The organism is Acinetobacter sp. NIOH-H-8 (genome assembly GCF_046635365.1).
Taxonomy (GTDB): domain Bacteria; phylum Pseudomonadota; class Gammaproteobacteria; order Pseudomonadales; family Moraxellaceae; genus Acinetobacter.
This window is the reverse complement of sequence record NZ_JBHDVN010000263.1, coordinates 1-416: the sequence shown is the minus strand read 5'-3', so window position 1 is coordinate 416 and position 416 is coordinate 1. Positions and strand designations below refer to the sequence as shown.

Sequence of the window (416 nt, the reverse complement as noted above, 5' to 3'; positions counted from 1 at the left end):
ACCATCGATAAAGGCAAAGACACCCTGGCCTTCGATAGCTTCAAACTGGATAGCGGCAGCGTTCTCGAGGGTGCCGTGTGGAATTATTCAGAACAGAACAACCAGTGGCAGCTCACCCCCCTGGGCGGCAAAACGCTGAACGTCACCGGTTGGGACGTGACCGACGCTAATGCCGCCGTGATTGAAGGCACCCAGGAAAATGGTCTCTACTGGAAGTATGACAGCCGGGGCTATCTGATCCTTGCCGACGATAAAACCACCGTTATCAGCGGCGACGGCGAATCGCATACCTCCGATCGCGGCATGGATATCAGCGGCCAGGATCGCACCGGCGTGATTATTTCCGGCAATCGAACCGTCAACACGCTCACCGGGGGTTCCAGTGTGACCGACGGCGCCATCGGCATGGTGATCAC

At 57.5% G+C, this 416-nt stretch carries 1 protein-coding gene; it reads left to right on the top strand.

Annotated features, from left to right (window positions below; genetic code table 11):
* Positions 1–416 (top strand): hypothetical protein (locus tag ACEWB7_RS18140; protein ID WP_411581108.1); only part of this gene is annotated, 416 nt, incomplete at both ends.